The organism is Phaeobacter sp. NW0010-22, from assembly GCF_040365955.1.
Lineage (GTDB): Bacteria > Pseudomonadota > Alphaproteobacteria > Rhodobacterales > Rhodobacteraceae > OMPR01.
This window is the reverse complement of sequence record NZ_BAABWT010000006.1, coordinates 19,324-44,061: the sequence shown is the minus strand read 5'-3', so window position 1 is coordinate 44,061 and position 24,738 is coordinate 19,324. Positions and strand designations below refer to the sequence as shown.

Genomic DNA, 24,738 nt, shown 5'->3' with positions numbered 1-24,738 from the left:
AGCACCGGCCGAATGGGTCGTCACGCAGACATACCCACCGGATCAGGCGAGACCGGGCAGCAGTGTTTTGATCCCATCAGTGATCATTCCGACAGCAATGGCTGCAAGAATCATGCCCATGAGGCGGCTCATGATGACGCGCGCGGTGCCCGAAAGGTGCTTGGCCAAGGTTGGGGCGTTATAAAACGTGAAAGCAAGCAAAGCGATCAAAAACAGAAAAACACCAGCAAAACCAATCAGATGGGCGGTGTCTTTCACTTGATGTGCGTAGATGATCAGGGTCGTGATTGTGCCCGGTCCCACGATGATGGGGAATGTCAGTGGATAAAAGGCGACGGTTTCCGGCGCGGGATAGCTGTCTTTTTCCCCGTCAGTCCCGTGATGCGAACTGCTTTCAGCGCCATTCAGCATATTCAGCGCAATGAGCAGAACAACCAAACCTCCAGCAAGGCGGAAATCATCGACGCTGATGCCAAACATGTTCAAAACCTGAGTTCCTGCAACCGCAAACGCGCTGCCAAGGATCAAGCAATACAGCGCGGTCTTCAGGGCAATTTTGCGTTGTTCCGCGACGCTGGCACCCTCGGTTACACTCAGGAAAATGGGCAGGTTCGTGACCGGGTTCATGATCGCAAACAAAGCACCGAAAAAGGTTACAGCAAATGTGGTGTCCACGGCGGGCATCCTGATAATCAGATATATACTGCCCCGCACGGTGACCGAATTTCGGCACTAGCGAAAGAGGCAATACAAACAAAAGGCTTGAGGGTACAATGGGAAAATTCCTAGTCATCTTGCTTGTGCTCAGCACAGCGGTCGCAGGGGGCACGATCTATTACTTGCAAATCTATGGCTACTACTTCGAGGTGGTCGCGACCCCGGGCAAAGACGTCAAGCTGATGCCTAAAGATGGCACCGCACCTGTTGCCATTGCGTACACTGATTTTGAAGCAATCGACGCCGATAGCTCCCCCATCCGGTATCGGGGTTGTTTTAAAACAAATCTGAACCTTGAGGACCTCAAGCAGGAATATTCGGCATCTGCCAAGGTGGAGCCCCGCACGGCGCCGGATTGGTTCACCTGTTTCGATGCGCAAAAGATCGGCGCAGCGCTGGAAGAGGGGCGCGCTATAGCCTTTTTGAGTGCTAAGAATGTTGGGTTTGGCGTCGATCGGGTGGTTGCGATCACCGATCAAGGGGATGGATACATCTGGCATGAATTCAATGACTGTGGCGAAAAAGCGTATGACGGGACCGTGGTGGGAGAAGAATGCCCGCAACGGCCTGAAAACTGATCGGAGTTGAGAGAAACCAATGACCGGCGCTGTGATCATTCCTGACTTCCTGACTGCGACGTTGGGATTTGCCGTCTATCTAGTAGGGGCAGAGATAAACGCGCGCGTTCCGGTGTTGCGTCGGTTCAACATACCCGAACCTGTCACTGGGGGATTGCTGGCCTCGATTGTTGTATTGATCCTGTATCTGGTTGCCAATATTGAACTCGCCTTTGCGATGGAGACCCGCGATTTTCTACTGGTTCTGTTTTTTGCAGGCATCGGTTTGAATGCGCGCCTGTCCGACTTGATATCAGGCGGTAAGCCCTTGCTACTGCTTCTTGTCTTAACCCTTGTAACTATTCTTGCGCAAAATGTGATTGGGGCGGCTGGTGCCTTTATGTTTGGCTATCCATGGCAATCAGGGGTCCTGTTCGGCTCTGCGTCCCTGATTGGTGGGCATGGCACAGCAATCGCGTGGGCTCCGGATGTGGCAACCGCGACAGGGTTGACCGGCGCGACAGAGCTGGGCGTTGCTGTTGCGACCTTGGGTTTGGTTCTCGCCGCTCTTGTCGGTGGGCCAGTGGCAAAATTCCTTGTTGAAAAGCACAATCTCAGCCCCAGCAGACCCGGCGAAGATCACACCGTTGGCTTGCCCGATACAGGACCTGCTGACAGTAGACACATTGATCACCTAACGGTGATGCGCGTGCTCCTCCATTTGAACCTCGCCATCATTTCCGGATATTTCTTATCCGAAGCAATTGCGGCCGCAGGGCTCAAATTGCCCCTGTTCGTGCCCTGTCTGATCATGGGCATCGTGATTGCCAACCTGCGGTCTGCCATTTGGCCAGAGGCACACCCCGTATCCCGCACGCCCGCGCTTGCGATGATCTCGGAATTCGCGCTGGGGGCGTTTCTGGCGATGTCATTGATGAGCCTGCAATTGTGGACCATCGCCGAGCTGGGCGCGGTGATTGCGGTGATCATGCTGGCACAGACCACCTTTACCGTGGCGTTTGTGTTGTTTGTTCTGTTTCCCATCATGGGGGGCGGATACCGTGCTGCTGTTCTGGCCGCTGGCTTTGGCGGCTTTGCGTTGGGGGCGACCCCAACCGCAATCGCGAATATGACCGCGGTAACCAAGCGATATGGCCCGTCGCCTATTGCCTTTATTGTGCTCCCCCTTGTATCCGCTTTCTTCGTGGATATCGCTAATGCCATCGTCATTCAGGCGATCGTGAACTTCTAAGGACCGACCATGCCCGACCTGCTGATCGAACTGTTTTCCGAAGAAATCCCCGCGCGGATGCAAACCCGTGCTGGTGAGGATTTGAAGAAGCGGGTGACTGATGGTCTGGTCAACGCGGGTCTGACATATTCTGGCGCTGCGGCGCTGACCACGCCTCGTCGTTTGACCCTGACCATCCAAAGTTTATTGGCTGAATCCCCCACCATTCGCGAAGAGCGCAAAGGCCCCAAGGTCGGCGCGCCTGACAAAGCGATCGAAGGCTTCTTGCGCGGTGCGGGTCTGACCCGCGATCAGTTGGAAGAGCGTGAGACCCCCAAAGGCGCGGTCTATTTCGCGATGATCGAAAAAGCCGGACGCCCCGCTGCTGAGATCATCGCCGAAGTGTTGGAAGACACAATCCGGAATTTCCCATGGCCCAAATCCATGCGCTGGGGCAGTGGCAGTTTGCGCTGGGTGCGCCCGTTGCACTCGATTCTTTGCGTTCTAAATGACGAGGCCGGTGCGGAAATCGTGCCGCTGGACGTAGATGGCATTGCCTCGGGCGACACGACCGAAGGCCACCGATTCATGGCCCCGGGGCGGTTTAACGTGACCTCGTTCGAGGATTACGAAACCAAACTTAAACGCGCCTTTGTGGTCTTGTCGCCCTCTGAGCGAGCTGAGCATATCTGGAACGACGCCACAAATCAGGCCTTTGCCGCCGGGTTGGAAGTGGTTGAGGATAAGGGCCTGTTGGCCGAGGTTGCCGGTTTGGTTGAATGGCCGGTTGTGTTGATCGGATCCATTGACGACGATTTCCTCGAACTGCCGGCCGAGGTACTGCAAACCTCGATGAAAGAGCATCAGAAGTTCTTTTCGGTGAAGAACCCCAAAACGGGTCGCATCGAAAAGTTCATCACCGTGGCCAACCGCGAAACCGCTGACAACGGCGCGACCATTCTGGCAGGTAACCAAAAGGTTCTGTCGGCACGTCTGGCGGATGCCAAGTTCTTCTGGGAAAACGATCTGCGCACGGCCAAATCCGGCATGAGTGCTTGGACCGATGCCTTGGGCAACGTCACATTCCACAACAAGCTGGGCACGCAGGCCGAGCGGATTGAGCGTATCGCTGCGCTGGCCCGTGAACTGGCCCCAGTGACCGGTGCAAATGCGGATCAGGCCGAAAAAGCCGCGCGTCTGGCCAAGGCCGACCTGAGCTCGGAAATGGTCTATGAATTCCCCGAACTGCAGGGTCTGATGGGCCGCTATTACATTGAGGCAGCGGGCGAAAACGCTGCCGTCGCTGCCGTCGCGCAAGATCACTATTCCCCTCTTGGCCCATCGGACGATGTTCCTACTGCGCCCCTGTCAGTTGCTGTGGCATTGGCCGACAAGCTGGATACACTGACTGGGTTTTGGGCGATTGACGAAAAGCCCACCGGTTCGAAAGACCCATTTGCCCTGCGCCGTGCTGCGCTTGGTGTTATTCGTTTGATTCTGCAAAATGACCTGCGCCTGAACGGTGAAGTAGTCTCTTTGGCGCATTCAAACAGAGTGCGGTCAAATATCGATTTGGGACTGACACCGATTGAAGATGTTCATAACCTATTGTCGTTTATCCATGACCGTCTCAAGGTTTTCCTCCGTGATGAAGGCGTCCGTCATGACATTATCGACGCCTGTATTGCAATGGACGGCAATGACGACCTGAACCTATTGGCTAAACGTGCTCGGGCACTCAATGCTGTGCTCAGCACCGAAGATGGTCAAAACCTCGTTCAAGGCTTCAAGCGCGCCAATAACATCCTGACCCAAGCCGAAGACAAGGATGGTGTCGAATACTCCTATGGCGCGGACCTGAAATTTGCTGAAACCGACAGCGAAAAGGCTCTGTTTGCCGCATTGGCTGAGGCCGAGACACAGATCGCACCTGCGCTTAAGGCCGAGGACTTCCCCGCTGCTATGACCGCGATGGCGGGTTTGCGCGGTCCGATTGATGCGTTTTTCGATGATGTGCAGGTGAACAGCGACAATCAGGTGCTGCGCCGCAATCGTCTGAACCTGCTGAGTCAGATCAGAACCATTTGTTCCAGCGTGGCTGATTTGACCCGTATCGAAGGCTAAGCCAGCGTAGCGCGCTTACCCGGCGTTGCCTCGCATCTTTCCGCCAACGTAAGGCTGCGTTAAAAAACGTGCCTTACAACACCCTTGCGCCACGCTGAATCCCTCTTATGCTGCGGGGAACTCAAAAGGTGCCGCAGTGCAGAATAATCCAGATACCACCCTCATCACGCCTGACGCTCCGGTGGCAGCAACCACCCATGGTGGCCGGGCCAAATGCCTGCAACGACTGGTGCGATTGGATCTTCCGGTGCCACGTACCGTGGCCTTGTCTTTTGATGCGGTGCATCAGATCGCCGAAGGGCAGCTGCCTGATATTGACGCCATTTTGGGCGAATTTAACCCGACATCCTTGCTGTGTGTAAGGCCCAGTTCCGAAGACCCCGATTGGGGCGGACCGGGGGCTGTTCTGAACATCGGCATGAACGATGCCCGGTATGTAGATCTCTGCGATACGTTGGGGCCAACGGCTGCAGCTGCGTTGTATCTGCGATTTGTCCAAACCTACGCGGTGCATGTTGCGCGTTTGGACCCGGATGTCTTTGACGATGTTGTCGAAGAAGGCCCGCAGGGCCTGTCTGAGATGTTGCACGCCTATGAAACCGAAACCGACGAAGTGTTCCCGCAAGAACCGGGCGAACAATTGGGCGCGGTTTTGCGCACGATGGCGCGCGCGTGGGAGGGGACATCGGCCCGCCTGTTGCGTCAGGCAAAAGGCGCACCCGCAGATGCGGGGCTGGGTCTGGTCGTTCAGGAAATGATCCCCGGCCTTGGGCTGGGCGAAAGCGGATCTGGCGTATTGCAACTGGCGAATTCGACAACGGGACTTCCGCAAATTACGGGTCGGTACCTTAGCCAGTCGCAGGGCCGTGATGCATTGGGGGCAGGGGCTCCGTCCTTATATCTGGGGTGTGATCCACGTGGCCCATCCCTTGAAGAAAAAGCACCCGGTGCGTTTGATGATTTGAAAACGCATGCAGCTCTGATGCGCGAGAAATTGCGCGAAGAGATGCAAGTGGAATTTGTTATCGAAAACGGAAGTGTCCATATTCTGGACGGCGTTCGGGTGCAGAGATCGTCGCGTGCCGCTGTGCGTATCGCCGTGCGTCTGGCGCAGGATGGCATTATTCCAGAACAGGAAGCGGTGATGCGGGTTGATCCGCATACATTAAACGAATTGCTGCACAGGCAAGTTGATCCAGAAGCAGAACGTGATGTTCTGACGACTGGGATCGCCGCAAGCCCGGGCGCGGCTACCGGGAAGATCGTGTTCACATCCGCAGAAGCTCAGGCAAGTGCGGCGCGGTCTGAACCCTGTATCTTGATCCGTCGAGAAACCTCGCCCGAAGATATCCGTGGCATGCATGCCGCTGTCGCCGTCTTGACCGAAAAGGGCGGCATCACGAGCCATGCGGCTGTGATTGGCCGTGGGATGGGGTTGCCGTGTATTGTTGGAGCGTCTGGTTTGCGGTTCCAAACCAAGAAAAAAGCACTGATGGCCCCGGATGGGCGCATTTTCAAAACCGGTGATGTTCTCACCATCGACGGCACATCAGGGCAGGTTCTTGTAGGCGAGCCCGCCATGCTGGAAGCCGCTCTGGATGATAGTTTTCAAACACTCATGGGATGGGCGGACAAGGAACGTGACATCGGCATTCGCGCAAATGCGGACACCCCTGCCGATGCACAGACCGCGCGTAACTTTGATGCTCAGGGGATTGGCCTGTGCCGGACTGAGCACATGTTCTTTGAGCCTGGGCGCTTGACGGTAATGCGCGAGATGATCTTTGCTGAAACGTCGTCGGGGCGTGCGGCGGCACTGGAACGATTGTTGCCGATGCAACGGGATGATTTCACACAGCTTTTCCGGATCATGCAGGGCAAGCCAGTCTGCATACGTTTGTTTGATCCGCCTTTGCATGAATTCCTGCCCGCAACCCGCACCGGACAACGCGAATTGGCCGAAGCGTTGGATCTGCAAGTTAGTGATGTGACGCGACGTGTCGAGGCGATGTCAGAATACAACCCGATGTTGGGTCTGCGCGGCGTACGTTTGGGTGTCACGGTGCCCGAAATTTATGACATGCAGGCGCGTGCAATTTTTGAGGCAACGCTAGAGGCCAGCAAACATGGCGCGGCGGTCGTGCCCGAGGTGATGATCCCGCTGGTCAGCGCCAAGCGTGAGGTCGAGCTTGTGAAGGCGCGTATCGACACTGTTGCTGCGGCGGTTGCATCCGAAATGGGAACAGACTTTGACTACCGCTTAGGTGTCATGATGGAGACGCCGCGCGCATGTTTGCGGGCTGACGAGATTTCTCCCAATACAGCGTTTCTAAGCTTTGGAACAAATGACCTAACGCAGATGACCTATGGCCTGTCGCGTGATGATGCAGGCCGGTTCATGTCGGCGTATGTGCAACAAGGCGTTTTCACCGAAGACCCGTTCCATGTATTGGATACCGAAGGTGTGGGGGAATTGCTGAAACTGGGCGCAGAACGCGGTCGTGCAGCACAGCCCGATGTGACTCTTTCGATTTGTGGCGAACACGGTGGCAACCCCGAATCAATCGCGTTTTGCCGCGATGCTGGGTTTGATTATGTGTCCTGTTCGCCCTTCCGAGTCCCTGTTGCGCGTTTGGCCGCAGCCCAGTTGGCCATAGCTCATAAATTGGGGGGCGATCCCTAAATAACCGCAATATATAGTAGTTTTTAGACTTTTTCTGGCGTTTGACCGACGAGAGATTTCCCCAACTACTACCTTGCTTTTTCGACAAAACTGGACCTTCGCGGCGCTCTGATGTAATGCGCTTCGAGCGTTGGCTTAATTTTGCCTTTGCGGAACGAGTGTTGTGGGAAGTATTGAAATGAAATGGTTGCTTAAAATTGCTGTGCTTTCGGCAGCGATGATGGTTCCTCAGGTTTCTGTTGCGGACAAAGGTCTGGTGACTCTTCTGGAGAACGAACAGTCTTCTTTGAATACTTTACCGGGTGCGCGGTTTCGCGAGTATCTCAAAGCGATCCGACCCAAAGCGCCCGCATCAAACACTGTGCTAAAACCGGTTGACGTGACTTATACCCGGGCCTGGATAGACCAACGTGCAGCCCCTGATGGGAATGCAGATTGGCAATGCCTGTCCGAAGCTTTGTATTTTGAAGCTCGCGGTGAAACCGTCAAAGGCCAATTCGCCGTTGCAGAAGTCATCATGAACCGTGTCAAAAGCAGCCGGTTCCCTGATTCTGTTTGTGGGGTGATCCGTCAGGGAACGGGGCGCAAATACCAATGCCAATTCACTTATACCTGTGATGGCCGCAAAGAAGTGATTGCTGAAAAACGCGCGTTTGAACGTGTCTCAAAGGTCGCCCGCGCCACGATGGATGGGGTGACGCAATCTTTGACAAACGGTGCTACGCATTATCACACAACCGCAGTTCGTCCCAGTTGGGCTAAAGTGTATAAACGCACCGCAAAAATTGGTGTTCACCTGTTCTACCGTCATAACTATCGCACCGCGAGCAACTAAGCGGGCGGTGCTAACGTAGGTCAGCCGATTCAGATCTGCGGGGACCGGAAGAACGACGCATTCGACCTCTGGTGTGGCGCATGTGAGGCTGCTATAGGCCCGCGCACTGCGTAGTTTGCGCACATTGTTTCCCGAGCCCCGGAGGGCATCACCATGAGCTCAGAGATCCGTCTCGCTTTTGCGCATCCATCCGAACGATCCGAGGCTACCGCTCCGCGCGGGCCTCTCGATCGGATTTCCCTACGCGACTACATTGTCGAGGTTGAGATTGGCGCGTTCCAAGCAGAACGTGGAACAACACAGCGGATCTGCTTTAATGTCGTGGTCGAGGTCACACCGCTAACCGGTCCGATTGATGATGATGTGGATCGAATCCTGTCCTATGACCGCGTCACCGAAGCGATTGCGCACGAGCTTTCCGAAGAACGGCTGAACCTGCTGGAAACTCTGGCCGAACGCGTGGCGGAGCGGATTTTGCTTGAGCCTCAGGCCGTAAGAGCCTTTGTTCGGATTGAAAAGCTGGATCGTGGATCTGGTGCTTTGGGTGTGGAAATCGTGCGTTCAGGCGAAGTTGCACATGAGATCACCGAAGATGAAGGTCCCCATCCGCGCCTTGTTTATTTGTCCAATGATGCGATTGCGCATGAAAATCTCGGTGGCTGGATCGATCAGTTGCAAGCGCGAGAACGTCCGTTGATCTTGTGTGTCGGGGCTGCGGATTTGACGGCCCCTCAGACAGGGCACACGATGACCCAACGCCGGATTGACCTTCTGGCGATTGAGCAAAATGCATGGAAACTGGCATCGCGCGACCCTCGATGCGTTGTCGTCTCAACACGGACCGAATTGGACTGGGCGATGAAGAACGGTCAGATTTGCGTTTGGGCTCCGTCCAAAATCGTTTTGGATGCGGTCGATGGCCCTTCTGCGGCGCCCTCGGAGGCTGTGCCGTTGGCGGCATGGTTTGCGGCCACATTTGAAGCCGACGAGATGTTGGTGATTGATGCGGAGCTGCCTGAAAACCCGGGTGTTCCTCTGCGTCGGGTTCCACTGGATCAGGCTCAGTTGTGATCGAATATTACCGTCCGTTGGTGCAACAGGGGACAGCGCGACCGGATTCTGCAGTTCCTTTGGTGGGGACCAAACTTTGGTTTCGCGACGTCGAGGTGCTTACTCGAAATACGCCCGCTTGCGTTGTGCCTGTTCGTGAGGTGCCTGCAGATCAACTGGCGCGTCTTTGTTCTGCCCGCGCTCCACTTGCAGGATTAGATCTGGCACAGCCTCAGATCATGGGGATACTAAATACGACCCCTGACAGTTTCTCAGATGGTGGCCTGCACAACAGTGTTGAGGCCGCCTGTACTGGGGCTGCTGATATGACGCGGTCAGGCGCAAGTATTCTGGATATTGGCGGGGAATCGACCCGCCCGGGTGCTGCGTTTGTGCCCGCCGAGGAAGAGATCGCGCGCACTGCCCCAATTATCAAGGCCATTCGCGCCAACTCTGATGTTGTGATCTCAGTGGATACGCGTAAGGCATCGGTGGCGCAGGCTGCTTTGGAAGCGGGGGCGTCGCTGGTGAATGATGTCTCCGGGTTTACCTTTGATTCAGAGCTGGCTCCTGTTTGTGCAGCAGCGAACGTTCCTGTGTGTGTAATGCATGCCCAAGGGGATCCGGCTACGATGCAGGATGAACCTGCTTATGACAATGTCCTGCTCGATGTGTACGATTTTCTTGAAGGGCAGATTCAGGTACTTGAACGACGCGGCATGTCACGCTCTCACATACTGGTGGATCCGGGCATCGGGTTTGGGAAGACGCTGACCCACAATTTAACCTTGCTGCAAAACCTGAGCTTGTTTCACGGGCTAGGCGCTCCGATATTGCTGGGTGTCTCACGCAAGGGTTTCATAGGAAAGCTTGGTCAAGAACCTCGCGCTGACCAACGCGCACCGGGGTCGATTGCAGTTGGGCTTGCCGGGCTGAGCCAAGGCGTGCAGGTTCTGCGGGTTCATGATGTGGCAGAGACGATGCAGGCTATTCGATTGTGGCAGGCCGTACGCTGATCGTAAAACGCTAGGTGTCTGATTGGGTAAAAAGCCGCTTGAACGCGCCATATTGACTGAGCGCGACACCGAGCAAAATCAGGACCAGAGCCCAAAGCAATGACGGGGGCAGGGGTTCGTTCAGAACCAACCACCCAAAGAGGACAGACCACAGTGGTACCTGATAATTGGTCAAGCTCATGAATGTTGGGCCGGCACTGCGCACCACCATGACACGCAGCAAAAATGCGCCTGCCGTCGGCACCAGCCCTAGCAGGGCGAGTGCTAGAAATGTACGCGAATCCACGGCGGGGGGCGGGCCTTCGACAAGAAGGGCACAGATCAAGGCGATGGGCGTTCCAATCGCCAAAGTGATTGCGGTCAAGCCGGTTGAGTCCACGGTAGGGAGCTTGCGTAACAAAACGCTGGATATGGCATAACACCCTGCAGCCCCCAGAACAGCCAAGCGGCCAAAGGTTTCATTTGCTGAAGCAGAGCTTTCAAATGCCTGCCCGCCGATCAGAATGACGACTCCGGCGAACCCAATGACAAATCCTGCAACCTTGCGCCAACTGAGCTGCTCGCCGGGAACCATGAAATGGGCAAGCGGCAGCACCATCAGGGCAACAGACGCCATGGACACCCCAGTGAAGCCACTGGTGACGAATTGCTGACCCCAACTGATCAACAAAAAGGGGAGGGCAGTGCTGAGCACGCCGATAACAAGCGTCAGGCCTACGGTTGCAGGGGTGGGGCGTTCTGCAAACAGGGCCCCACCACGAACTTGCCAGATCAGCCCAACCAATGCAGTCGCAAATACAACGCGCGCTGTCGCCAGCCAAAAAGGTGTGATCCCTTCAAGGGCGATTTCAATGACCAGAAACGTCGCCCCCCAGATCACCCCAAGGGCAACGACCATAATCCAATCTCGGCGGGAAATTTCGGGGGGTTGTATCATAGCGCGACTTGACCCCGGACCAAAGCCGGGGTCAAGCGCGGAAACCTATGACTGGTCTATCTTAGGCATTAAGTGCAGGCGTCGCGGACCATCTTTTGGAATTCAGCCAACATGACCTCTCCGCCCAACCCTTCGGCCAAGGCGGCGACTGAATAATCCGGGGACCGCAGAGAACGCTGCATCTTTTCGCACACCCAAACATCTTCGGTCTGGAAATCCCCTGTTTCGAGGGCGGGCTGCGTCCAGTTCTTGGATTCGATCAGACCGCTTTCGGGATCGTATCCCGGTGTCCCTTTGAGCGGCTCTTTGTAGCTCCACCAACTTTTGGGGGACCATGTGCGCGAACGCATGATCATCGTGTCACCATCTATTGGTTCGATTATTGAGACAGTCAGCGACCAAGGCGACGGCACGATCAACGTGGTTGGAAACATCATGTAAACACCCCCATAACCAGGATCTTTGGCCCCCTTAAACGTGGGCATTCCACCTCCTTTTGCCTGTTTCTCAACAAACACCGGGATGCGGTTTTTGATGCCGTCGCGTTCTGTCGAATACCAGACCATATGTTCGCCGTGCTGGTCCCAGACATTCAGCCCCGTTTTGGGTCCGCCCAGCGTGTTCTCGTGCAGGTAGGCCAGGTGATACCCATCAATCGCGTTCTCAAAAAAGACTTTCCAGTTGCATTTGATCCGATAGACGAACTCTTCGCTGCGCTCCAATTTCTCTGAGGTGATGTCGTGAGGAAAGGGTGCAGCATCAAGCGGAGAGATCCACTCATCAAAATTGGCGTTTGGGTTTGGGTTGGCAAAGACCATACCCTTCCAACGGCCAATAGCCGCGTTGTGCAGATTCAGAGACTTGCGGTCCAGATCAGGGAAGCATTCAGACCGGTCAGGCACTCCACGCAGGCGACCGTCTAGGCCGAAGGTCCAGCGGTGATACGGGCAAACTAGCGTTTTACCAGCGTTGCCTTTGCCTTCGAGCAGCTCAGTACCCCTGTGGCGGCAGATATTTTTGAAGGCGCTTAGATTGCCGTCAACGTCTTGAACAACCGCAATGGGCTGCACGCCGATACGTGCGGTGACAAAATCCCCTGCCTGGCCAAAATCGCTGTCAAAAGCCACAAGTTGCCACGTGTTAGCGAAGAGGGTTTCCTGTTCACGTTGGAACCATTCGGCCGAATAATATGCCTCTTTGGGCAAAATTTGCGCTGGCATGGGTATCCTTTCCTAGCTTGGCCTTCAATTAACGATCAAATGTGACAAATTAAAGGATGGCTGGGAATTTAAGATAATAAGGGGATACGACAAAAAAAGGCCCCCGGTCGAAACCGAGGGCCAAAAGCTGTCAACTTGTGAGTGCTTAGTTCTTTTCTTTGTCGACCATCTTACCGGCCGAGATCCAAGGCATCATGCCGCGCAGTTTGGCACCTGTTTCTTCGATCATGTGCTCATCGTTGGCACGACGAGACGCTTTGATGGTTGGCTGACCAACCGCATTTTCCAGCATGAAGTCACGAACGAATTTACCCTGCTGAATGTCGTTCAGAACTTCTTTCATCGCTTTCTTGGTCTGCTCGTAAGGCAGGATGCGTGGGCCGGTTACGTACTGACCAAACTCAGCGGTGTTCGAGATGGAGTAGTCCATGTTGGCGATGCCGCCTTCATAGATCAGGTCAACGATGAGTTTCACTTCGTGCAGGCATTCGAAATAGGCCATTTCTGGTGCGTAACCAGCTTCGACCAGAGTTTCGAAACCACAACGGATCAGTTCAACCAAACCACCACACAGAACAGCTTGTTCGCCGAACAAGTCGGTTTCGCACTCTTCACGGAAGTTGGTTTCAATGATGCCGGAACGACCGCCGCCGATTGCGGAACAGTAGGACAGGCCGATTTCCAGTGCTTTGCCGGTTGCATCGTTGTCTACTGCAACAAGGCATGGCACGCCGCCGCCTTTGGTGTATTCGCCGCGTACGGTGTGACCGGGGCCCTTAGGCGCCATCATGATCACGTCAACGCCTTCTTTGGGCTCGATCAGGCCAAAGTGTACGTTCAGGCCGTGGGCAAATGCGATGGCTGCACCGGGCTTGATGTTGTCGTGTACGTATTTCTTGTACGTTTCTGCCTGCAATTCGTCGGGCATGGTGAACATGATGACGTCACACCAAGCTGCGGCTTCGGCGATGCCCATTACCTGCAGGCCTTCGCCTTCGGCTTTCTTGGCAGACGCAGATCCTTCGCGCAGAGCGACGACAAGGTTCTTAGCGCCTGAGTCACGCAGGTTCAACGCGTGCGCGTGACCTTGCGAACCGTAGCCCAGGATGGCCACTTTTTTGTCTTTGATCAGGTTAATATCGCAATCGCGATCATAATAAACGCGCATGTCAGCCGTCCTTTTTCGAATTGAATTGCAGAGGTTGTACCCCTGCCATCGTTGATTGACGAGGGCATGCGGCTTGATTATTTGTCGTTGGTGAGAAGAATAATTCGCCTAAACTTAGGTTCGTGTAAATTTCATGCTTGATGACATTGATCGACGCATTCTACGGCACTATCAGGCCGATCCCAGCCTGAGCACGTCCGAACTGGCGGAACGCTGTCGGATCACGTCTGGGGTTTGCTGGCGTCGGATAGAAAAGATGCAGTCCACTGGGGTGATCCTTGCACAAGAGGCGGTGATAGACTGGGGGGCGATGGGTTATGCGGTCGAGGTGTCCTTGAGGGTGACGTTAGACAAGACACAGGCGCGTGCCTTTGATGAATTTACGGCTGCTGCGCGGCTTGTACCCGAAGTGATCGAAATCCAAACATTTCTGGGTCGTGTCGATGTGCGCCTTTCCGTGATCGCACGGGATATGCGCCATTATCAGGAAATTTATCGCGACCGTATTCTGACTTTGCCTCACATCGCAGACATCGAAGCCTTGATGCACATAGCGCGCGTCAAAAGCAGCGAGGGATTGCCCGTATGATCGATTTGGATGATCTAGACCGGAAGTTGCTGTTCGCTTTGGCGAAAGACGCCACACAAAGCGCCGGAGCATTAGGGCGGCGGTTTGGGCTTTCGCAGCCTGCAACGTGGAGACGGATCAAACGTTTACAGGATGCAGGGATCATCAAGGGGCACCGTCTGCGGCTGAATGCCGAGGCTCTGGGCTTTGGCGTGACTGTTTTTCTGGGCGTTAAATTGGCTCGCAAAGGGCATATTAGCCTTGATGATTTCGAACGAGCGGTGAGTGCGATCCCAGAGGTGCAGACGGTGGAGCATGTTTTGGGTCTGTATGATTACCGGCTCCGGGTGGTGGCACGGGATTTGCCTGACTTTGAACGCGTTTTGCGCCGTCGCATCATGACCTTACCGGGGGCCGGCGATGTCGAAGCGAACGTTTTGCTCAGCGAAGAGCGTCTGCCCGGACCTTTGGGCGTCTCACTGGGGGACTAAAGTTTCCGATGTGTGTCGCAAATGAGCAGTGCAAGTCTCAGAACGATCCGAGTAGGCTTTGCGTGAACCCTGATCCCTCGTTAGATCAAGAGGGAAATTTTTGGAGAGAACGTGATGGCCGCTTTGCTCGATACCGTTGACCCTGAAGGTCTAGAAGAATTCTCGGTGGTGTTCACCGACCGCTCACTGAACCATATGTCCGCTGCGTTTCAGCAGGTGATGCGCGATATTTCGGGGATGTTGCGTGAGGTGTATAACGCCCATGCTGTTGCTGTGATCCCGGGCGGTGGCACCTACGGGATGGAGGCGGTCGCCCGGCAGTTCGCGCGTGGTGCAGACGTATTAGTGGTGCGCAACGGGTGGTTTTCCTATCGTTGGAGCCAAATCTTTGAAGTTGGCGGATTGGCGGCGTCCTCAACCGTGATGAAGGCGCGTCAGTCTGGCAATGTGGATGCATCCCCTTTTGCACCCGCGCCAATTGACGAAGTTGTTGCGGCGATCCGCGAAAACAAACCTGATGTAGTCTTTGCCCCTCATGTGGAAACGGCTGCAGGGGTGATTTTGCCAGATGACTATGTGACCGCCATGGCTGCAGCCGCGCACGAAGTTGGCGCGCTGATGGTTTTGGATTGCATCGCATCGGGTTGTGCTTGGGTTGATATGCAGGCGACGGGCGTTGACGTGTTGATTTCGGCCCCGCAAAAAGGCTGGAGTGCCTCACCCTGTGCCGGTCTGGTGATGATGTCCGAACGTGCTGAGGCGCGTTTGGAAGAAACGACCTCAGACAGTTTTGCCATCGACCTGAAAAAATGGCGCCAAATCATGCAAGCCTTCGAAGGTGGCGGGCATGCCTATCATGCCACCATGCCGACTGACGCGCTGCGCGATTTCCGCGATACCATGTTGGAAACAAAAGACTACGGTTTTGACAAGCTGCGCGAGGCACAGTGGGCTTTGGGCAATGGCGTGCGTGTTATGCTGGCTGAAAAGGGGATCACATCGGTTGCAGCAGACGGATTTGGCGCACCGGGTGTCGTGGTGAGCTATACATCGGACCCGGAGGTTCAAAATGGTAAGAAGTTTGCGGCTCTGGGAATGCAGATCGCGGCGGGTGTGCCGTTACAGTGTGATGAGCCTGTGGGATTCAGCACCTTCCGGCTGGGCCTGTTTGGTCTCGACAAGCTGTATGATGTAGATGGCACAATCGCGCGTTTGCGTCGTGTCTTGGATCAGGTTCTCTGATCATGCTTTTGGTCGGGGCGGAAATTACTGTCCGCCCCAAGGCCATACCGTAAACTTAGGCCAATAACGATGAGGCTAAGCGCTAACCAGCTGCCGCCCCAAAGCAGAGTTGAACCGCCAAATTCCTCGGCGAGCATGCGTGCATCAGATTGCAGAAATGACCGTCGGATGGTGTCGTCGAAAATATCGTATGGTACATAGATCATACTGGCGAGGCCGATCACACGTAGGAACAAGTCGTTGAGATCACGCGGTAGATACTTTGCCGACGCCACCATGCCTGCTCCAGTTATCAACCCGAACCCAAGTGCAAACCCGTCGCGGACATACAAGCCAGTCGCCGCGAGAATGAGCGCGCCCAGTCCGGCGAAAACCACCCGGTCCAAATGAGTTCGAACCGCGACGATCAGCAAGGTGGCCCCAATCAGCAGCGAACCTAAATACCCTGCACTCAAAGTAATAAACCGACTACCGCCACGCCCAATGACTGCGCCACCTTCCTGTGGCACAATGGTCAGGCGTTCCACAGTGCCACCCGTAAACAATAGGGCGGCAGCGTGTGAGAGCTCATGTAAAAAAACGATCAATATTTTTAACGGCAAAACCACTGGGGTTTGCCATAGCGCGAACAACAGCGCAGTCAGCGCAAGTAGTTGCCAGTGTCCGCGGATAAGGCCATGCATGCTCAGCGCACGCCCAATCCCATTTGCATCAATGTCTTGCGAACAGGAGCCATCGAATAGAGCGCATTCAAACCTGCGGCACGCATATCGCGCAGTGGACGCGCCTCAACCATCGAAGCTCGGTTCAATAGGTCGATCCCTTTGACGCGCAGTTCGATGTCACGGATGCGGGCTTTGTGATAGGTATCCAGCATCTCTTGATCGCCCAGACCCTCGGCGCGAGCGGTGGCCAGATCCAGTAAGCAGCGCAAATCACCAAGCGACATGTTTAACCCTTGGGCACCGATCGGGGGGACCACATGCGCGGCTTCAGCCATTAAGGCGATACGTTCCCCTGACAAACGATCCGCGGATTGGCTGATGATGGGCCAGATGGTGCGGCGCGACGCGAGCTTTAGCGGGCCGAACAATCCGCAAGATCTTTCGGTCATTGCAGCCTCAAATTCAGCCGGATCAAGCTTGGACAGCTCAACCGCTTTGGGACCGCGTTCCATCCAGACAATGGCGGATGACGGCGACCCTTGCCAATCGGGCAGGGGGACCAGCGTAAAGGGGCCACCGGATCGGTGGATTTCGGTCGATACGTTTTGATGGGCGATGGGATGGGTGACTGCAAAAGCCAATGCCTTTTGACCATACCGGGTGGTGTGGACGTTGATCCCGGCCGCATCGCGCATTGGGGAGCTTCGCCCGTCGGCTGCAAGTACCAGTTTGCACCGAACACGTGTGCCATCGCTTAACCCGACACGCGCCTCGGCCTGACGTGTAAAGAGTGTGCTTGTGCCGGTTCCGGGTCGAAAATCGACGTTGGGAAGGTCAGCCAAGCACGCTACTATTTCACGCCTTAGCAGCCAGTTTGGCAAGTTCCATCCAAAGGGTAGATCTGACAGATCAGCCGCGTTGAAATCACGCACGATCCGCGGTTCTGGCAATTCGCCCCCCGCGTCCACAATGCGCATGATCTGCAACGGCGCGGCATGATCACTCAGTCGCGCCCACAAGCCGCACTGTTCCAACAGCATTTGTGCCGGTTGCAGAAATGCAGTGGTGCGCATGTCCGACCCTTCGACGTCCCGTTCAGTCACGGGCGGCGTCGGATCAACACAAATCACGTCAAACCCAGCTGCACCAAACGCAGCTGCCGCAGTCAATCCGGCGATACCTCCGCCGGAGATCAGGATGTCGCAAGACTCGGTCATGAGCTTTCCCTTCATTCTGGGCTGCAATCTAGGCCGATACGGACACCAAGGCCAAGCGGCATCCTGTCCTGCTTTATTTTCCGCGTGAAATCAGAATGAGGATCAAGAACATGACGGGGACAAACAGGACCGCCGGCAAATAAAATCCGGGTAACCCGAACAGCAAAGTGGAACATCCCCACATGCAAACAACTGCGGCAATTGCGAAAAACCAGATATCCGCGCCACCTTCGGCCATTTCTTTGGCCATCCAGCCAAACAGTGGAATAGCAAAGACCAAACGGTTCAGTAGCGGTGGGCGGGTGGGGAAATCTGTGGCAGCCATTGGAGCCTCTTGGTTGAGAAGTATAAGCTGCAGGTAGGTGTAAAAAGATGCATTGATCAGGTGTATTTTCGTCGCAGGTCGTGATCAGGACAGCTGCGCCAGAAACCGGGTTAAATCATCTGTGTGATGTTCGATATGGTCGGCCTCGTGTGGATCTGGAGCGACGTGAACGGTCCGCATTCCCATATCGTGGGGGGCCGCCAGATTGCGGGGGTCGTCTTCGAACATAGCAGCTGTTGTCGGGGTGACGTCTGCCTTGGCGAAAACCATTTCAAAGGCCCTTTTCTCGGGCTTGGGATGATAGTCGGCATGTTCGACGCCATAGACCGCATCAAACAAACCGCTCAAACCACGGGCAGAGAGAACACGTTCGGCATAGGGTGCAGAGCCGTTGGTATAAACGATGCGTTGGCCGGGCAGGGCGCGGATGTGCGCTGCCAATGCAGCGTCGGGCTCCATGTGGCTCATGTCAACTGCATGCACAGCATCGAGGTAAGGAACCGGATCGAGATCATGTTCACGCATCAGGCCGGCCAGGGTTGTCCCGTATTCACGCCAGTAGTGCGATCTTAGGTGATCGGCCTCTACTTGTGACACACCCAAGGTGGTCATCACATAAGCCGTCATCTTGACCTCGATCTGATCGAACAGGCGCATGTGCGGCGGATACAGGGTATTGTCCAAATCGAATACCCAGTGAGAAACATGAGAGAAAGCATCTTTGACCATCCCCGTGATCTAGGCCAAAGCTGTGTTTGGATCAATGGCAAGGCTTGATTGAAGTCATCGCACAGGGATAGACAGGTTCGAATAGGGAGCGCAGATCAAATGAGCCAGAGCCGACATCCGCAGAAAGATGCTTATCACCTGATCCTCGATGCGATTGACGTTGGGGTCTATAAACCGGGGGATCGGCTTGTTGAAAGTGATCTGGCCGAGCGCTTTGGTGTGTCTCGAACTCCGATCCGTGAAGCGCTACAACGTCTTGAAACACAGTCGTTGTTGGAACGAGACGGGCGATCCCTTATCGTGGCGTCGCTTACGCATAACCAGATGTCCGAGTTGTATGCGGTACGACGGGCGCTCGAAGGGTTGGCAGCGCGCCTTGCTGCGCGCCATGCTACCGAAGAAGAGATCAAGGTTCTGTACGATATGGTCGAAAGAGATGATGCCTTGATCGATGATCCCAAAGCTTTGAGTCGTGCAAATCGTCGGTTTCATGAACAGATCCATTTGGCATCACACAACCGATATCTTGTACAACAATTGGATCTTGTTCATCGAACCATGGCGTTGATGGCGACGACCTCTTTGGCTGCCGAAGGGCGTGGCGAAATCGCACAGAGTGAACACAAAGGCATCGTGCAGGCGATCGAAGCGCGGGATGAAGAAGGCGCAGAGGCGGCGTTGCAAGAACACATATCGATTGCCTTTATGACGCGGCTTAAACTGGATGCTGGCGAACGCGAACGAAAATAGCGCCGCTCGCGGCTAAATAGGGTCGGTGACCTCTTCGACGGCCTGACCATGTTGGGTTTTATCCCAAAAGAACGGATCACTCACCAATTCGTAAAGAGCCTTGTAAGCCGCGAGCACACCTAATGGGAAATAGAATACCATTGAGGGCACCCACCCCACGAGGAAGTGTCGCTTGGACGAAGTGACTGCGGCAATCCCGACCGCAAGCGCCAGTAACTCGGTTGCGACGAATACCCCAACTGAAAATGTCATAAAGGATGCGGGCAACGCAGCCTGTACGGGATGGGGCAAGCCAAACAAGATCAACCAAAAAGACCAAAGGACCGGAGCCAGCAGGAACTGACCTAGTGTGCCAAGAAAGAATGCCTGCAGCCCGAAAAAACGACGGGCCCCTAGATCGACCCAGAGCTTGGACGGGGACCGCATGTGCACCAGATAGGTGACCATGAACCCTTTCAACCAACGTGACCGTTGCTTTACCCAAGGCCAAGTGCGGAAATTGGCTTCTTCGAATGTGACGGTATCGATCAGTTCCGTCCGATATCCAGCCCGGCACAACCGAACCCCAAGATCCGCATCTTCAGTTACATTGTGTGCATCCCATCCACCGAGTTCCTCAAGAACTTTGCGTTTGAAAAACAAGGTTGTACCGCCAAGAGGGACCACAAGTTTCATCCGTGCAATACCCGGTAGAATAACGCGGAACCAGCTGGAATATTCGATTGTAAAGCACCTGGCACGCCAACTGCTGCGCGGGTTGTAATAGTCCAAAATACCTTGCAAACAGACAACATCGTCGGGTGCGTTATTAAATCGTTCGACGACATGCTGTATCTGGTCAGGCATTGGGGCATCTTCGGCATCCCAAACACCGATAATGTCACCTTTGCAGAAATCCAGCGCGTAGTTCATCGCCCTTGGTTTGGTTGTTAAGCCCGTATGTTCAGGCACCCGAATTACGCGAATCCAACTGGGTAGCTCGGTGCGCGCCACTGTTTCACTTGTGATGTGGTCTTTTTCCTCTAACACCAGCACAACATCCAGCAATGCCTTAGGGTAGGTGAGGCGACCCAAGCGGGTGATCAATGCCGAAGCGATTTCTCGTTCTTTGTAGAGTGGAACCATGACCGATACTTTTGGCAGGCGAAATCCAATGCCTTTGGAAGAGAGGCCAGTATCCGGTTGGCTGGATGCGCGAAATTTGGACTGCAGGTAAACCACAAAAGAGATAAGTTTGAGGGTCGAAAATAGAAGCAGTGTAGCAACAGCCACAAGGAAGAGCGTCGTCAGAACTAAGGTGGGCATCAAATAGGTCGCAGCAGCCAAGCATATACTTGCGACAATGGCTGGTATGCGGGTTTCTGATTGCCAGGTTCGGCAACTATAAACTCGGTCGACACGCTCTTCAGCGGCAGCGGCGAGTGACTTTTTATATTGAGCGGCAAGGGCCGCAACGATCTGTTCTTCGTCAGCTAAAACAGGAAGTGCAATCACCCCAGCGGTTTGCAGTGTGTTTTTTGAGAGATGAAAATGGTCAGGTCTGGACGTAGCAATCAAAAGGATCGGCCCAAGACGCATCCAGGGAACAACGCGGTGTTCGAGCCAAAATTCAGCAGGCATGACATCGCATAATTCTCTTGTGGGTGGTGTTTCCTCTAGATCGGCCAATTGAACGCCAAATTGAAGCGATAACATTTCAAGGATGTCATGTTTGCTGGCCCACCCTTCAGCCACGATAATCTCACCAATCGGAGCCTTGAGCCGCAACTGTAAATGAAGCGCCTTGACGAGCTGCTGCTGGGTGATGATGCCATTGCCAACAAGATGCCGCCCAAGGCGTTTGTGGGTTTGGTCAAGCGCCAGCGCAGGTGTAGAAGAAACAAGCCTGAGATGCTGTTCGCTCATAAAAAAACCCTAACGGAAGAAAGTTTCCGTTAGGGTTGCGCGAGTTATGTTAACACAGGGTTAACGTGCGTTGGGAACTGCAGTTCAAGCCGTTGCCTTTTGCACATCCATTGCTTCAGCAAACCGTTCGAACAGGTAAAAACTGTCTTGCGGACCAGGGCTGGCCTCGGGGTGGTGCTGCACTGAATAAACGGGCCGGTCGGCCATGCGGATGCCGCAGTTTGATCCGTCAAACAGAGATCGGTGCGTTTCTAGAACGCCATCGGGCAGAGATTGCGCATCAACAGCAAAGCCGTGATTCATCGACGTGATCTCAACCTTTCCAGTGTCCATATCTTTGACTGGGTGGTTGGCGCCGTGATGGCCGTGGTTCATTTTGACTGTCTTAGCACCCAGCGCCAAAGCGAGCATTTGGTGCCCCAAGCAGATCCCAAAAACAGGCAGTTGGGTCGTATCCAGGATCTCTTTGATCATAGGAACAGCATATTCGCCAGTAGCTGCCGGATCGCCGGGGCCATTGGACAGGAAAACACCATCGGGATCATGCGCCAGCACTTCGGCAGCGGTCGAGGTCGCGGGTAAAACCGTCACATCGCAGCCGGCCGAGGCCAGGCACCGCAGGATATTGCGCTTGGCACCATAGTCGAGAGCAACGACTTTGTGCTTTGGAGCTTCTTGCCGGGTATAGCCGTCGGGCCAAGCCCACCGCATTTCGTCCCAACGATAGCTTTGGGCGCAAGTGACGTCTTTGGCCAGATCCATGCCTTCTAGACCTGCGAATTCACGTGCGGCAGCAACCAATGCTTCAACATCAAAGTTGCCTTCGGGGTCGTGAACCAATGCCACGTGCGGGGCACCTTGCTGACGAATGGCCCGGGTCAGGCGACGTGTGTCGATCCCGCCGATGGCGATGCGCCCACGGGCGGCTAGCCAACTCTGAAGATCTTGGGTCGAGCGCCAGTTCGATGGCGTTGTCGGATCCCACTTAACAACCATGCCGGCTGCTACCGGATCACCAGTTTCGTCATCTTCAGGTGTTACGCCGACGTTGCCGATATGAGGGAAGGTGAATGTCACAACTTGACCCGCATACGAGGGGTCTGTCATGATTTCTTGATAGCCAGTCATGGCGGTGTTGAAACAGAGTTCTGCAACCGTCTGGCCTGTCGCACCAAAACCGGTTCCGTAGAAAACTGTTCCGTCAGCCAGCGCCAGACAGGCAGTGGGTTTGGGCGAGGCAGATAGGGCCATGACGCGACTCTCCTGTAGGGTAAATCGAGGGATACCTAAGGGGCTTAGGCCGTTGGGTCAAGGGCGTAGAAAAATGCCCGGGTTCAATAATTTCAATAACTTAGCCATATTCGTATGCTGTTGTGTCGCGGTTTTTCTTTGGGTATGTTCGGGGTCTTGTGTTTCCATGGGGATGGACAATTAGGATGGATATGCGCACTCGGGTCGGTAACGCCCTGAAACAAGCGATGAAAGACAAAGCGGTTGATCGCTTGTCAACTTTGCGGCTGATAAATGCAGCTATCAAAGACAAAGATATCGCGGCACGCGGGGCTAGCAGTGAAGAGGCCCAATGCTGTGGCGATGCAGAAGTCCTTGCGATACTTGGAAAAATGACCAAGCAACGGCAGGAAAGTGCCCGCACCTATGAAGAGGGTGGGCGATTGGATCTGGCAGAACGTGAGCTGCAGGAAATCAATGTCATCGAAGAATTTCTGCCAAAGCAACTGAGTGACAAAGAGGTCTCAGAAGCGATTCTTGCTGCGATTACGTCGACCAGTGCTGAGTCGATCCGCGACATGGGCAAGGTCATGGGAGAGCTCAAAGGGCGATTCACCGGCCAGATGGATTTTGGCAAGGTAGGGCCCATGGTCAAGGATCAGCTCTGCGCGGCCTCACCGGGGCAATGTTAGATTGATCCAGATAAAAATCAGCAAATTGTGACCAAAGGCTTCGCGATTGCGGAGCCTTTGTTTTTGGAAAAATCTGCGTTTTGCGCTTAGAGCGTATTACGGATCAGCGACGCAGTTTGCGAACGAGTTCGGGATAGAGCGCTTTTCGTTCATCTTCTGCAAGGAACGCCCCAATCTCTACTTCGCGCCCACCCCCACTGAGGGTGATGTAGAATGGGACGGGGCCACTTTTTTCATACATTTCAGCGCGTGCCCAATATTGGTTGCATTCCCATTCCTGGGTTTGCCCATTTGGGTTGGTCCGCACCAAATGAGCGTTGTCGCGGGAAAGAGTGAGCACCTCAAGTATTCTGCGCTGCCGGTAGTTATGCTCCAGTGCATACCAGGTGCCAGCTACCATTAAGAGAACAAAAGGCAGTAGGCCCCACAAAACAGCGGACCCCAGCAAACCCAACATTGGGATAATGGCGAGGGTGAACAAGGATAGGATCAATGCAGCTGCGCCGCGCGGGGGCAGCGAATTATGGGGCCACAGTTTCAATTCCTGCACGTCTGTGGCGTCAGGTGCGCGCTCGGAATGCGCTGTAGGGGATATGGACCAAGTATAAGGCATGTTGCAGCAGCCAAGACCTAACACGATGGCGGAAACTGTCGAGAGGAAAACAGGCCTAAGTTACATGACCCAGTCGTGCCCAAGACAACGCGTCATCCAAACGATCATCACCCCAAAACACCTCGTCGCGCACGACAAAACTGGGGGCGCCAAATACGCCGGATCTAACGGCCCGATCGGTTTCATCAGCCAGTTCTTTCACAATCGCGTCTGATCGGGACCGGATCAGCGCCTCAGCCGGGTCCTGACCAGATCGATGCAGGGCCTCGGACAGATTGGGTTCGCTCCCCGCAGGTAATCCGTCAATGAACCAGATACGATAGCTTTCTCGCGTAAAGGGAATGCCCCAATCTTCTTTCAGCCCTAGAAGCGCAACTTGATTTACAAGCTGGAGATCGGGAATGGGGTATGGCGCAGGAACGCGGGCTGTTATTCCGTATTTCGCAGACCGACGTTCAATGTCGCGCCACATATAGGCGGATTTTTCAGGTTTGCCTGCAAACGGAATATTCTTTTGATCGATCATGACGCTTCGCACGTTGAAAGGTCGCCAGCGCACCGTCACATCATTAGCGCGCGCCCAATCCGGCAATCGCATAACGGTAAGGTAGCTGTAGGTGCTACCGATCGAGTACCAGAAGTCGATTTCAGGCATACGAACACTCCGAGATCCATTGTGTTTGCGAGACTGTAACGCATTTTTTCAATATTCGGAAATTGTCTGAATTGGGGAACTCTAGATCGCTTTTCTGGATCCGCATTTTAGTGAACAG

Annotated in this window: 24 protein-coding genes; 12 read left to right on the top strand and 12 right to left on the bottom strand. The window is 54.7% G+C overall.

Going from position 1 to position 24,738, the window contains the following annotated elements:
* Positions 1 to 42: 42 nt before the first annotated feature.
* A complete protein-coding gene (locus ABWV33_RS13915) occupies positions 43 to 684 on the bottom strand; it encodes a MarC family protein (RefSeq protein ID WP_353331567.1) in 642 nt (213 codons plus the stop codon).
* Positions 685 to 773: 89 nt separating this feature from the next.
* Here ABWV33_RS13915 and ABWV33_RS13910 point away from each other — a divergent pair, with 89 nt between their 5' ends.
* The 7 genes from ABWV33_RS13910 (at position 774) to folP (ending at position 10,213) form a co-directional block, all read left to right on the top strand.
* Complete coding sequence (locus tag ABWV33_RS13910) at positions 774 to 1,295, top strand: DUF6446 family protein (protein ID WP_353331565.1); 522 nt, start codon at positions 774 to 776, stop codon at positions 1,293 to 1,295.
* A gap of 19 nt (positions 1,296 to 1,314) precedes the next feature.
* Positions 1,315 to 2,526: a sodium/glutamate symporter gene (gene gltS / locus ABWV33_RS13905; RefSeq protein WP_353331563.1), complete on the top strand. Its 1,212-nt coding sequence runs from the start codon at positions 1,315 to 1,317 to the stop codon at positions 2,524 to 2,526.
* Positions 2,527 to 2,535: 9 nt separating this feature from the next.
* Positions 2,536 to 4,629 (top strand): glycine--tRNA ligase subunit beta, encoded by a 2,094-nt coding sequence (glyS, locus tag ABWV33_RS13900; RefSeq protein ID WP_353331561.1) that lies wholly within the window; start codon positions 2,536 to 2,538, stop codon positions 4,627 to 4,629.
* Between the two features lie 136 nt (positions 4,630 to 4,765).
* Positions 4,766 to 7,312: a putative PEP-binding protein gene (locus ABWV33_RS13895; protein WP_353331559.1), complete on the top strand. Its 2,547-nt coding sequence runs from the start codon at positions 4,766 to 4,768 to the stop codon at positions 7,310 to 7,312.
* Between the two features lie 178 nt (positions 7,313 to 7,490).
* Complete coding sequence (locus tag ABWV33_RS13890; protein WP_353331557.1) at positions 7,491 to 8,147, top strand: cell wall hydrolase; 657 nt, start codon at positions 7,491 to 7,493, stop codon at positions 8,145 to 8,147.
* A gap of 153 nt (positions 8,148 to 8,300) precedes the next feature.
* Positions 8,301 to 9,218, top strand: coding sequence for a dihydroneopterin aldolase (locus tag ABWV33_RS13885; protein ID WP_113823467.1), 918 nt, complete (start codon positions 8,301 to 8,303; stop codon positions 9,216 to 9,218).
* Positions 9,218 to 10,213 (top strand): dihydropteroate synthase, encoded by a 996-nt coding sequence (gene folP, locus ABWV33_RS13880; RefSeq protein WP_353331990.1) that lies wholly within the window; start codon positions 9,218 to 9,220, stop codon positions 10,211 to 10,213. Before ABWV33_RS13885 ends, folP begins: the two co-directional genes overlap by 1 nt.
* 10 nt (positions 10,214 to 10,223) lie before the next feature.
* Here folP and ABWV33_RS13875 read toward each other — a convergent pair whose 3' ends face one another.
* The 3 genes from ABWV33_RS13875 to ilvC all read right to left on the bottom strand — a co-directional run bounded on the left by ABWV33_RS13875 (position 10,224) and on the right by ilvC (position 13,538).
* Positions 10,224 to 11,150 carry a DMT family transporter gene (locus ABWV33_RS13875; RefSeq protein ID WP_353331555.1) on the bottom strand — a complete coding sequence of 309 codons (927 nt, stop codon included), beginning with the start codon at positions 11,148 to 11,150 and terminating at the stop codon, positions 10,224 to 10,226.
* Positions 11,151 to 11,218: 68 nt separating this feature from the next.
* A complete protein-coding gene (locus tag ABWV33_RS13870) occupies positions 11,219 to 12,370 on the bottom strand; it encodes an SRPBCC family protein (RefSeq protein WP_353331553.1) in 1,152 nt (383 codons plus the stop codon).
* Between the two features lie 145 nt (positions 12,371 to 12,515).
* Positions 12,516 to 13,538: a ketol-acid reductoisomerase gene (gene ilvC, locus ABWV33_RS13865; RefSeq protein ID WP_113823470.1), complete on the bottom strand. Its 1,023-nt coding sequence runs from the start codon at positions 13,536 to 13,538 to the stop codon at positions 12,516 to 12,518.
* A 133-nt stretch (positions 13,539 to 13,671) separates the two neighbouring features.
* Between ilvC and ABWV33_RS13860 the strand changes: the two genes are divergently transcribed.
* The 3 genes from ABWV33_RS13860 (at position 13,672) to ABWV33_RS13850 (ending at position 15,839) form a co-directional block, all read left to right on the top strand.
* Positions 13,672 to 14,127, top strand: a complete 456-nt coding sequence (locus ABWV33_RS13860) for an Lrp/AsnC family transcriptional regulator (RefSeq protein WP_353331551.1) — start codon at positions 13,672 to 13,674, stop codon at positions 14,125 to 14,127.
* The gene (locus ABWV33_RS13855) at positions 14,124 to 14,597 is read left to right on the top strand and encodes an Lrp/AsnC family transcriptional regulator (RefSeq protein WP_121996463.1); all 474 of its coding nucleotides are present in this window, start codon (positions 14,124 to 14,126) and stop codon (positions 14,595 to 14,597) included. Before ABWV33_RS13860 ends, ABWV33_RS13855 begins: the two co-directional genes overlap by 4 nt.
* 114 nt (positions 14,598 to 14,711) lie before the next feature.
* Positions 14,712 to 15,839 carry an aminotransferase class V-fold PLP-dependent enzyme gene (locus ABWV33_RS13850; protein WP_353331549.1) on the top strand — a complete coding sequence of 376 codons (1,128 nt, stop codon included), beginning with the start codon at positions 14,712 to 14,714 and terminating at the stop codon, positions 15,837 to 15,839.
* On the opposite strand, the gene ABWV33_RS13845 is transcribed toward ABWV33_RS13850, so the two are convergent.
* From ABWV33_RS13845 to ABWV33_RS13830, 4 genes are all read right to left on the bottom strand, one after another.
* Positions 15,827 to 16,522 (bottom strand): M50 family metallopeptidase, encoded by a 696-nt coding sequence (locus tag ABWV33_RS13845; protein ID WP_353331548.1) that lies wholly within the window; start codon positions 16,520 to 16,522, stop codon positions 15,827 to 15,829. The genes ABWV33_RS13850 and ABWV33_RS13845 overlap by 13 nt on opposite strands.
* A 2-nt stretch (positions 16,523 to 16,524) precedes the next feature.
* Complete coding sequence (locus tag ABWV33_RS13840) at positions 16,525 to 17,721, bottom strand: UbiH/UbiF family hydroxylase (protein ID WP_113823475.1); 1,197 nt, start codon at positions 17,719 to 17,721, stop codon at positions 16,525 to 16,527.
* 73 nt (positions 17,722 to 17,794) lie between these two features.
* Positions 17,795 to 18,046 carry a hypothetical protein gene (locus ABWV33_RS13835; RefSeq protein WP_113823476.1) on the bottom strand — a complete coding sequence of 84 codons (252 nt, stop codon included), beginning with the start codon at positions 18,044 to 18,046 and terminating at the stop codon, positions 17,795 to 17,797.
* Positions 18,047 to 18,130: 84 nt separating this feature from the next.
* Positions 18,131 to 18,775 (bottom strand): pyrimidine 5'-nucleotidase, encoded by a 645-nt coding sequence (locus tag ABWV33_RS13830; RefSeq protein ID WP_113823477.1) that lies wholly within the window; start codon positions 18,773 to 18,775, stop codon positions 18,131 to 18,133.
* Positions 18,776 to 18,874: 99 nt separating this feature from the next.
* On the opposite strand from ABWV33_RS13830, the gene ABWV33_RS13825 reads away from it, so the two are divergent.
* Positions 18,875 to 19,525, top strand: a complete 651-nt coding sequence (locus tag ABWV33_RS13825; RefSeq protein WP_113823478.1) for a GntR family transcriptional regulator — start codon at positions 18,875 to 18,877, stop codon at positions 19,523 to 19,525.
* 12 nt (positions 19,526 to 19,537) lie between these two features.
* Here ABWV33_RS13825 and ABWV33_RS13820 read toward each other — a convergent pair whose 3' ends face one another.
* Positions 19,538 to 21,430, bottom strand: a complete 1,893-nt coding sequence (locus ABWV33_RS13820; protein ID WP_353331545.1) for a glycosyltransferase — start codon at positions 21,428 to 21,430, stop codon at positions 19,538 to 19,540.
* Positions 21,431 to 21,514: 84 nt separating this feature from the next.
* The gene (gene carA / locus ABWV33_RS13815; protein ID WP_353331543.1) at positions 21,515 to 22,681 is read right to left on the bottom strand and encodes a glutamine-hydrolyzing carbamoyl-phosphate synthase small subunit; all 1,167 of its coding nucleotides are present in this window, start codon (positions 22,679 to 22,681) and stop codon (positions 21,515 to 21,517) included.
* Positions 22,682 to 22,866: 185 nt separating this feature from the next.
* Between carA and ABWV33_RS13810 the strand changes: the two genes are divergently transcribed.
* Positions 22,867 to 23,352, top strand: coding sequence for a GatB/YqeY domain-containing protein (locus tag ABWV33_RS13810; RefSeq protein ID WP_353331541.1), 486 nt, complete (start codon positions 22,867 to 22,869; stop codon positions 23,350 to 23,352).
* A 103-nt stretch (positions 23,353 to 23,455) separates the two neighbouring features.
* Here the strand turns inward: ABWV33_RS13810 and ABWV33_RS13805 are convergent, their stop codons facing one another.
* Positions 23,456 to 23,965: a DUF2244 domain-containing protein gene (locus tag ABWV33_RS13805; RefSeq protein WP_353331539.1), complete on the bottom strand. Its 510-nt coding sequence runs from the start codon at positions 23,963 to 23,965 to the stop codon at positions 23,456 to 23,458.
* Positions 23,966 to 24,020: 55 nt separating this feature from the next.
* Positions 24,021 to 24,620 carry a 2-hydroxychromene-2-carboxylate isomerase gene (locus tag ABWV33_RS13800; protein WP_113823483.1) on the bottom strand — a complete coding sequence of 200 codons (600 nt, stop codon included), beginning with the start codon at positions 24,618 to 24,620 and terminating at the stop codon, positions 24,021 to 24,023.
* Between the last annotated feature and the right edge of the window lie 118 nt (positions 24,621 to 24,738).